The sequence below is a fragment of the Streptomyces sp. NPDC044002 genome, assembly GCF_056434525.1.
This window is the reverse complement of sequence record NZ_JBWKEZ010000045.1, coordinates 1-8,755: the sequence shown is the minus strand read 5'-3', so window position 1 is coordinate 8,755 and position 8,755 is coordinate 1. Positions and strand designations below refer to the sequence as shown.

Annotated in this window: 6 protein-coding genes; 1 reads left to right on the top strand and 5 read right to left on the bottom strand. The window is 73.8% G+C overall.

Annotated elements, in window-relative coordinates:
* Window positions 1-82: 82 nt before the first annotated feature.
* The 5 genes from sucD to AC07A6_RS28215 all read right to left on the bottom strand — a co-directional run bounded on the left by sucD (window position 83) and on the right by AC07A6_RS28215 (window position 6,978).
* Window positions 83-973: a succinate--CoA ligase subunit alpha gene (gene sucD, locus AC07A6_RS28235; RefSeq protein WP_362467157.1), complete on the bottom strand. Its 891-nt coding sequence runs from the start codon at window positions 971-973 to the stop codon at window positions 83-85.
* 21 nt (window positions 974-994) lie between these two features.
* Entirely contained in the window at window positions 995-2,173 is a 1,179-nt protein-coding gene (sucC, locus tag AC07A6_RS28230) for an ADP-forming succinate--CoA ligase subunit beta (protein WP_125818842.1), read from the bottom strand.
* Between the two features lie 262 nt (window positions 2,174-2,435).
* Window positions 2,436-3,593 carry a vWA domain-containing protein gene (locus AC07A6_RS28225; RefSeq protein WP_478779024.1) on the bottom strand — a complete coding sequence of 386 codons (1,158 nt, stop codon included), beginning with the start codon at window positions 3,591-3,593 and terminating at the stop codon, window positions 2,436-2,438.
* Window positions 3,590-5,875 (bottom strand): DUF5682 family protein, encoded by a 2,286-nt coding sequence (locus tag AC07A6_RS28220; RefSeq protein ID WP_478779023.1) that lies wholly within the window; start codon window positions 5,873-5,875, stop codon window positions 3,590-3,592. The genes AC07A6_RS28225 and AC07A6_RS28220 overlap by 4 nt, the downstream gene beginning before the upstream one ends.
* Window positions 5,872-6,978 (bottom strand): ATP-binding protein, encoded by a 1,107-nt coding sequence (locus AC07A6_RS28215; protein WP_362467161.1) that lies wholly within the window; start codon window positions 6,976-6,978, stop codon window positions 5,872-5,874. Before AC07A6_RS28215 ends, AC07A6_RS28220 begins: the two co-directional genes overlap by 4 nt.
* 134 nt (window positions 6,979-7,112) lie before the next feature.
* Here AC07A6_RS28215 and AC07A6_RS28210 point away from each other — a divergent pair, with 134 nt between their 5' ends.
* Window positions 7,113-8,462 (top strand): SWIM zinc finger family protein, encoded by a 1,350-nt coding sequence (locus tag AC07A6_RS28210; protein ID WP_478779022.1) that lies wholly within the window; start codon window positions 7,113-7,115, stop codon window positions 8,460-8,462.
* The last annotated feature ends 293 nt before the right edge of the window (window positions 8,463-8,755 follow it).

Below are 8,755 nucleotides of genomic sequence, written 5' to 3'. Positions count from 1 at the left end.
ACCCTCCCCCCCCCCCCCCCCCCCCCCCCCCCCCCCCCCCCCCCCCCCCCCCCCCACGCCCGTACGACAGTCCTGCCGGCGCTTACTTGGCGCCTTCGAGGATCTCGCGCGCCAGCTTGGCCGTCTCGGTCGGCGTCTTGCCGACCTTGACGCCGGCGGCCTCGAGGGCCTCCTTCTTGGCCTGTGCGGTGCCAGAAGAGCCGGAGACGATGGCGCCCGCGTGGCCCATGGTCTTGCCCTCGGGGGCGGTGAAGCCCGCGACGTAGCCGACGACCGGCTTGGTGACGTTCTTCGCGATGAAGTCCGCCGCACGCTCCTCGGCGTCGCCGCCGATCTCGCCGATCATGACGATGAGCTCGGTCTCCGGGTCGGCCTCGAAGGCCTCCAGGGCGTCGATGTGCGTGGTGCCGATGACCGGGTCGCCACCGATGCCGACGGCGGAGGTGAAGCCGATGTCGCGCAGCTCGTACATCATCTGGTAGGTCAGCGTGCCGGACTTGGACACGAGACCGATCTTGCCGGGCTTGGTGATGTCGCCCGGGATGATGCCGGCGTTGGACTGGCCGGGGGTGATCAGACCCGGGCAGTTCGGGCCGATGATGCGGGTCTTGTTGCCCTTGGCGGTCGCGTACGCCCAGAAGGCGGCGGAGTCGTGCACCGCGATGCCCTCGGTGATGACGACGGCCAGCGGGATCTCGGCGTCGATGGCCTCGACGACGGCGGCCTTGGCGAAGGCCGGCGGGACGAAGAGGACGGAGACGTTGGCGCCCGTCTTCTCCATCGCCTCGGCGACGGAACCGAAGACCGGGACCTCGGTGCCGTCGAAGTCGACGGACGTGCCGGCCTTGCGCGGGTTCACGCCGCCGACGATGTTCGTGCCGTCAGCCAGCATCAGCTTGGTGTGCTTCATGCCCGTGGCACCGGTCATGCCCTGGACGATGACCTTGCTGTCCTTGTTGAGGAAGATAGCCATGTGAGTCTGTGACCTCTGCCCTTACTTCGCAGCCGCGAGCTCGGCGGCCTTGTCGGCCGCACCGTCCATGGTGTCCACGCGCTGCACCAGCGGGTGGTTGGCGTCCGAGAGGATCTTGCGACCCAGCTCGGCGTTGTTGCCGTCGAGGCGGACGACGAGCGGCTTGGTGACCGCCTCGCCGCGGTCCTCGAGCAGCTGCAGCGCCTGGACGATGCCGTTGGCGACCTCGTCACACGCGGTGATGCCACCGAAGACGTTGACGAACACGGACTTGACGTCCGCGTCGCCCAGGATGATCTCGAGGCCGTTGGCCATGACGGCGGCGGAGGCGCCACCGCCGATGTCGAGGAAGTTGGCGGGCTTGACGCCACCGTGGTTCTCACCGGCGTACGCGACGACGTCCAGGGTGCTCATGACGAGACCCGCGCCGTTGCCGATGATGCCGACCTCGCCGTCGAGCTTGACGTAGTTGAGGCCCTTCTCCTTGGCAGCGGCCTCGAGCGGGTTCGCGGCGGCGTGGTCCACGAACTCCTCGTGGCCCGGCTGGCGGAACTCGGCGTTCTCGTCGAGCGAGACCTTGCCGTCGAGCGCGATGACGTCACCGGAGGCGACCTTCGCGAGCGGGTTGACCTCGACGAGGAGCGCGTCCTCGGCGATGAAGGTCTTCCACAGGGTCACGAGGACCTCGGCGACCTGCTCGGCGACCTCGGCCGGGAACTTCGCCAGGGCGACGATCTCGCGGGCCTTCTCGATGGTCACGCCCTCGTTGGCGTTCACCGGGACCTTGGCGAGCTTCTCCGGGGTCTCCTCGGCGACCTGCTCGATGTCCATGCCGCCGGCGACAGAGGCCATGGCCAGGAAGGTGCGGTTGGTGCGGTCCAGGAGGTAGGAGACGTAGTACTCCTCCAGGATCTCCGGCGCGGTCTCGGCGATCATCACCTTGTGGACCGTGTGGCCCTTGATGTCCATGCCGAGGATGTCCGTCGCGCGGGCGACGGCCTCGTCCGGGGTGGCGGCGAGCTTCACGCCACCGGCCTTGCCGCGGCCGCCGACCTTCACCTGAGCCTTGACGACCGACTTGCCGCCCAGCTTCTCGGTGGCCTCGCGAGCCGCCTCAGGCGTGTCGATGACTTCACCGGCCAGCACCGGTACACCGTGCTTGGCGAAGAGGTCCCTCGCCTGGTACTCGAACAGGTCCACGCGCGTCCGTCCCTTGTCTTCAAAGATTCGCAGTGATTCGCGGTTGTCTGCTATCTGCGTGGGCGTGCCGCGGAGGGCAACGTGACGGCGCTGTCACTAGGAAGGCGCACACGGTGACCGTGGACGCGGCATGTCCGTCTCGCAGGTTATCCCCGTGGGCCGTGGGTCCCTAAATCGCAGATCACACCTGAGCGGTGATACCTGTCACAGATCGCCTCACGGTTGAACTGCGTCTTCGTGTGATCCGCCGATGGCGCACCCGTCAGGGGACCGGCAGGGGGCGCTTCTCCAGCGCGGCCGCCATCACCTCCGGGAACAGGTCGGGGGTGCAGGCGAAGGCGGGCGAACCCAGTGCGGCCAGGGCCGCGGCGTGCTCGCGGTCGTAGGCGGGAGCCCCCTCGTCGGACAGGGCCAGCAGGGTCACGAACTCCACGCCGGCCGCCTTCATAGCCGCCACCCGGCCCAGCATCTCGTCGCGTATCCCGCCCTCGTAGAGATCGCTGATCAGGACGACGACCGTGTCGGCCGGTCGGGTGATCTTGGACTGGCAGTAGGCGAGGGCGCGGTTGATGTCGGTGCCGCCGCCCAGCTGGGTGCCGAAGAGGACGTCCACCGGGTCGTCCAGCTGGTCGGTCAGGTCGACCACGGCCGTGTCGAAGACGACCAGACGGGTGGCGATCGAGCGCATGGAGGCGAGGACCGCCCCGAAGACGGAGGCGTAGACGACCGAGGCCGCCATCGAGCCAGACTGGTCGATGCAGAGGACCACCTCCTTCTTCACCGCCCGCGAGGCCCGGCCGTAGCCGACGAGCCGCTCGGGGACGACGGTCCGGTGCTCCGGGAGGTAGTTCTTCAGGTTCGCCCGGATGGTCCGGTCCCAGTCGATGTCGTGGTGGCGGGGACGGCTGACCCGCGCGGAACGGTCCAGCGCGCCCGTCAGGGTGGCCCGGGTGCGGGCCGCGAGCCGCTTCTCCAGCTGCTCGACCACCTTGCGGACCACCGCCCGCGCCGTCTCCCTGGTGGTGTCGGGCATGGCCTTGTTCAGCGACAGCAGGGTGCCGACGAGGTGGACGTCCGGCTCGACCGCCTCCAGCATCTCCGGCTCCAGCAGGAGCGTGGACAGGCCGAGCCGCTCGATGGCGTCCCGCTGCATGACCTGGACCACCGGGCTCGGGAAGTACGTACGGATGTCCCCGAGCCAGCGCGCGACGCGCGGGGCGGAGCCCCCGAGCCCGGCGGACCGCTCCCCCTGCGCCCGGCCGCCCCCTCCGCCGCCGCCGTAGAGCGCGCCGAGCGCCCCGTCCATCGCCGCGTCCCGCCCGCCGAGGGCGCGGCCCGTCCCGTCGTCCTCCGCGCCGAGCACCAGCCGCCAGCGCCGCAGCCGCTCGTCTCCGGCGGTTGCCGTGCCGCTCTCCGTCATCTCCCGATCCCTTCTCGTTCCGCGTGTACCGCCGCCGCCCCCAGGAGCAGCCGGGCCAGGTCCGCCACCGCGTCCGCGCGGACCGGGTCCAGGTCCGGGGCGAAGCCCGCCGGGGCTGCGGTGGACGCCGTGCGGGCGCCCGGGACGCGCCGGGCCAGCTCGCCCAGGGTCCGCTTCACGCCCGGCTCGTACGCCCCGAACGTGCGCCGCAGCAGTGGCAGTACGTCGATGAAGGCGCCCTCCGGCACCGACACCAGCCAGGCGTCGATCAGCCCCAGCAGCCGCTCGTCGTGGACCAGCAGGGTCCCGCCGCCGGCGCCCCCGGCGAACCCCTCGATCCAGCCCGCAGCGTCGGCCGGGGACCCCGCCGGGGACAGGGCGAGGCCCATCAGCCGTGCCGTCTCACCGGCCGGGAGCCGGCCGTCGTCCAGCAGCAGCCGCGCGGCCCGCCCGCGTATGCCCCCGGGTGCGGTCTCCCGTCCGGCCAGCGTCCGCAGCACCGCCGACCAGCGCTCCCTCAGGCCCGGGGCCGTGTCGGCCAGCAGGCCGACCGCCCCGTGCACCCCGTCGATGTGGCCCCGCAGCTCGGCCGCCCCGTCGGCGTCGAGTCCGGCCGCGCAAGCCGGCGGCAGGGCCACGCAGATCCGCTCCGCGATCCCGGCCGCGACCGTGCCGAGCGCCGCCGCGTCCGTGCCGCGCACGTCCCCGTACCGCAGCGCGCGGGCCAGCGCGGGCAGCGCCCTGGCCAGCCGGGCCACGTCCGTGTCCAGCGCCGCCCGGTCGGCGAGCGCCCGCAGCACCGCGGGCAGGGCCTCCGACAGCCCCGCCAGCAGGCACCGCTCGGCCAGCGCGGTGACCTCCCCCAGCTCCCCGGCGGCCGCCGCGTCGGCCTCCGCCTTGGCGGTGGCGGCCCCCGGCACGGTGGTGCCCCAGATGCCGGCCTCGGCGACCCGCACCGACAGCTCCGGCTCCCAGCACAGCCGCCAGGTCTCCCGGAAGGTGCCCGTGCCGCTCCGGGAGGCCGTCGGGGTCCCCCAGTCGATCCCGAGCAGCCGCAGCCGGTGCAGCAGCAGGGACTTGGCCGCGTCGGACTCCTTGCGCAGGTCCAGCTCCAGGTCGCGCCGCTGCGCCTCGGCCTTGAGCCGCAGCGTGCGCTGCCGGCGGGTCAGGTCCCGCTGGAGCGGTACGACCGGCGCCGCGTCGGGGACCTCGCCGAGCACGTCCCCGACGACGAGCCGGTCCTCGACCAGCGCGAGCGGTACGTCGGAGCCGTCGCACATCACGGCCCGGACCGCTTCCAGGGTCTCCGTGAGGCCGGGCAGCGGGCGGCCGCGCACGGCGGCCAGCGTCTGCGCCAGCCGGACCGCTTCGATCACATGGGCCGAGGACACCTGCCGGTCCTCCTCCCGCAGCAGCCCGGCGACCTTGGTCAGCCAGCGCTCGACGGGCCGGTCGCGGGCCGCGAACAGGTGCGCGTACCAGCCGGGCGAGGTGACGCCCGCGCCGTATCCGCCGGCCCGGGCGAGCCTGCGGTGGCTCCACGGCACCCAGGTGGTCTCCACCTTGACCTTGGGCAGCCCGGTGAGCAGCGCCCGGTCCGCCGCGACCGTGGTCCCGGCCCGCAGCGCCGGGACGTGCCAGGCCCCGCACACCACGGCGTAGTCGTCCCCGAACTCCCTGCGGGCCGCCCGCATCCGCTGCCGCATGTGCGCCTCGCGGACGAGGTCGCGGCCGTGGCCGCCGTCGCCGTAGGTCTCGCGCAGGGCGCCCATGGCCTCGCCCAGGGCCTCGAAGACGGCCAGCGGGTCCCGCGCCTCCCCCGTGCCCCGGTGCTCGACCACGTCCTCCCACCAGTGCTCGGGGTCCTCGTACCCGGCGGTCTCCGCGAACACGGCGAGCGGATCGACCCGGACGGCGCCGGCCTCGCGGGCGTCCGGCTCCTCCTCCCGCGCGGCCAGCGCATGGGCGGCGGGCAGGTCGATGAAGCGCACCGGCACGTCCCGGGCCTGTGCCCAGCGGATGGCGACCCACTCCGGGGAGAAGGCGGCCAGCGGCCAGAACGCGGCCCGGGCGGGGTCGTCCGCGGCGTGCGCGAGGAGGGCGACGGGCGGGCGCATCCCGGGGTCGGCGGCCAGCGCGAGCAGGGCGTCCCCCTCGGGCGGGCCCTCGATGAGCACGGCCCTCGGCTGCGCCCGGTCGAGGGCGGCCCGGACCGCGCGGGCGGAGCCGGGGCCGTGGTGGCGGACGCCCAGCAGCAGCGGTCCGGCGGCCGCCGGGCTCATGCCGTCACCTCCCGGCAGGCGCGGTAGAAGTCCTTCCAGCCGTCCCGCTCGCGGACGACCGCTTCCAGGTACTCCTGCCAGACGACGCGGTCTGCCGCCGGGTCGCGGACGACGGCCCCGAGGATGCCGGCGGCCACGTCGGAGGGGCGCAGGACGCCGTCGCCGAAGTGCGCGGCGAGGGCGAGGCCGCCGGTGACGACGGAGATGGCCTCGGCGGTGGACAGGGTGCCGCTGGGCGTCTTGACCTTGGTGCGGCCGTCGTCGGTGACGCCCTCGCGGAGCTCCCGGAAGACGGTGACGACCCGGCGGATCTCCTCCAGTCCTTCGGGCGCGGCGGGCAGGTCCAGGGCGCGGCCCATCTGGTCGACGCGGCGGGCGACGATGTCGACCTCGGCGTCGGCGGTGGCGGGCAGCGGGAGGACCACGGTGTTGAAGCGGCGGCGGAGCGCGCTGGAGAGCTCGTTGACCCCGCGGTCGCGGTCGTTGGCGGTGGCGATGAGGTTGAAGCCGCGGACGGCCTGCACCTCCTGGCCGAGCTCCGGTATGGGGAGGGTCTTCTCGGACAGGACGGTGATGAGCGTGTCCTGGACGTCGGCCGGGATGCGGGTGAGTTCCTCGACGCGGGCGGTCATGCCCTCGGCCATGGCCCGCATGACGGGGCTGGGGACGAGGGCTTCGCGGCTCGGGCCGTGGGCGAGGAGGCGGGCGTAGTTCCAGCCGTAGCGGATGGCTTCCTCGGGGGTGCCGGCGGTGCCCTGGACGAGGAGGGTGGAGTCCCCGCTGACGGCGGCGGCGAGGTGCTCGGACACCCAGGTCTTGGCGGTGCCGGGGACGCCGAGCAGGAGGAGGGCGCGGTCGGTGGCGAGGGTGGTGACGGCGACCTCGACGATCCGGCGCGGCCCGACGTACTTGGGGGTGATGACGGTGCCGTCGGCGAGGGTGCCGCCCTGGAGGTAGGTGGCCACGGCCCAGGGGGAGAGCTTCCAGCGGGCCGGGCGGGGCCGGTCGTCCTGCGCCTCAAGGGCTTTCAGTTCGTGCGCGAAGGCGTCCTCGGCGTGCGGTCGCAGGGCCTCGGTTCCGGTGCTGCTCTCGGGCGTGCTCATGGTCCCCCTCCAATGCTCGGCAGCCGCTCCCGGCCGCTGGAACCACGGTGCACCATGCCACTGACAACGCCCCTTGTTCCGGGCGTTGTTGCAGGTCAGGGCGATTGTCAGTGGGGGTCTCTACGGTGGTTGACATGACTGAGCAGGGGGTCCGCTGGACGGCGGAACAGGTACTGGCTCTGGCTCCTGACGAGGCGTCGCGCAAGGCGGGGGGCAGGCTGGGCGCGGCGGGTCCGTGGTCACAGACCGGAGGTTCCGCTTCCGGTGCGGTGTGGGGTTCGTGCAAGGGCAGCGGCAGTACGCCGTACCGGACGGTCGTCGATCTGACGGGCCCCGCGTACAAGTGCTCCTGCCCGAGCCGGAAGTTCCCGTGCAAGCACGCGCTGGGGCTGCTGCTGCTCTGGGCCGCGGAGGGGTTCGGCGATCCGGCCGAGCCGCCGGACTGGGCGGGGGAATGGCTCGCGGGGCGCGCCGCGAAGGCGGCGCGGCCGGCGGCCGGTCCTGCGGCCGGCCCGGTGGACGCGGAGGCGGCCCGCAAGCGGGCGGAGCGGCGGGCCGGGCGGATCGGCGCGGGCGTCACCGAGCTGGAGCAGCGGCTGCTGGACCTGCTGCGCGGCGGCATAGCCGGGCAGCAGCAGGCCGGCTACGCACCGTGGGAGGAGGTCGCGGCCCGCATGGTCGACGCCCAGGCGCCCGGACTGGCCGCGCGGGCAAGGGAGTTGGGGGCAATACCCGGTTGCGGGCCCGGCTGGCCCGCCCGGATGCTTGAGGAGTTCGCGCTGCTGCACCTGCTGGGCAGGGCCTGGCTGGGGGTGTCCGGGCTTCCGGAGCCGCTGGCCGCGACCGTCCGGAGCCGGGTGGGGCTGCCGTCTCCGGCGGAGGGGGAGACCGTCCGGGACCGCTGGCTCGTACTGGCCCAGTACGACTCGGTGTCCCCGGACGGCCGGCTCACCACCCGCCGGATATGGCTGCGCGGGCTGGAGGGCGGACGCCCGGCGCTGGTCCTGGACTTCGGTCCGCCCGGACGGCCGCCGGGGCTGGCACTGCCCGTCGGGCTGGTACTGGAGGCGGAGGCCCGCTTCCGGCCCGGGTCGGCGGGGCTGCGGGCGGAGCTGGGGGACCGTACCGCGGCCGCGGTGCCGGCCGCCGCCGCTCCGCCCGGGGTGGGCACCGGCGAGGCCCTGGAGGCCTACGGGGCCGCGCTCCGGGAGGACCCGTGGCTGGAGTCCTGGCCGGTGGTCCTCGGACCCGTGGTCCCGGTACCGGGCGAAGGGGACGGGGCGGCCTGGCAGCTGGCGGACGCGCAGGGGACGTCCGCACTGCCGGTGGCGCTGCCTCAGGGCCGTTCGCGGTCCGGGCTGTGGCGGCTGGCCGCCCTCTCGGGCGGCGGGCCCGTCACGGTCTTCGGGGAGTGCGGCCACCGCGGCTTCAACCCGCTGACGGCCTGGCAGCCCGGCTCGCCCGAGCCGGTGCCACTGCTCTGACGGAGCGGGAAACCAACCGAAAACGCAGGGGGCCTGGGGGGATCCATGCCGTCTCGCAGACCGACATGGAGGACGCGGAGGCGCGGGGGCGCCGCCGCGAGGACGAGGAGCCGGGGGGCTTTCATGAACGACAACCACGCCAGCTGAACAAGGCCGCACGGCGGCCGCGGCCCGGGGGCCCGCGGAGGGGGGGGGGGCGTTGCCAGGCCCGCGAGGGGGAACAACAACGAGGCAAGCAAGAAAGGTGACGGGAGGGGGGGGACCAAATAAGGGGAGCCACGAAAGAGAGGGCC

What these genes read in the sequence shown, in the direction of transcription:
- sucD (WP_362467157.1), bottom strand. Translation starts at nt 973, where the DNA reads ATGGCTATCTTCCTCAACAAGGACAGCAAGGTCATCGTCCAGGGCATG.
- AC07A6_RS28225 (WP_478779024.1), bottom strand. Translation starts at nt 3,593, where the DNA reads ATGACGGAGAGCGGCACGGCAACCGCCGGAGACGAGCGGCTGCGGCGC.
- AC07A6_RS28220 (WP_478779023.1), bottom strand. Translation starts at nt 5,875, where the DNA reads ATGAGCCCGGCGGCCGCCGGACCGCTGCTGCTGGGCGTCCGCCACCAC.
- AC07A6_RS28215 (WP_362467161.1), bottom strand. Translation starts at nt 6,978, where the DNA reads ATGAGCACGCCCGAGAGCAGCACCGGAACCGAGGCCCTGCGACCGCAC.
- AC07A6_RS28210 (WP_478779022.1), top strand. Translation starts at nt 7,113, where the DNA reads ATGACTGAGCAGGGGGTCCGCTGGACGGCGGAACAGGTACTGGCTCTG.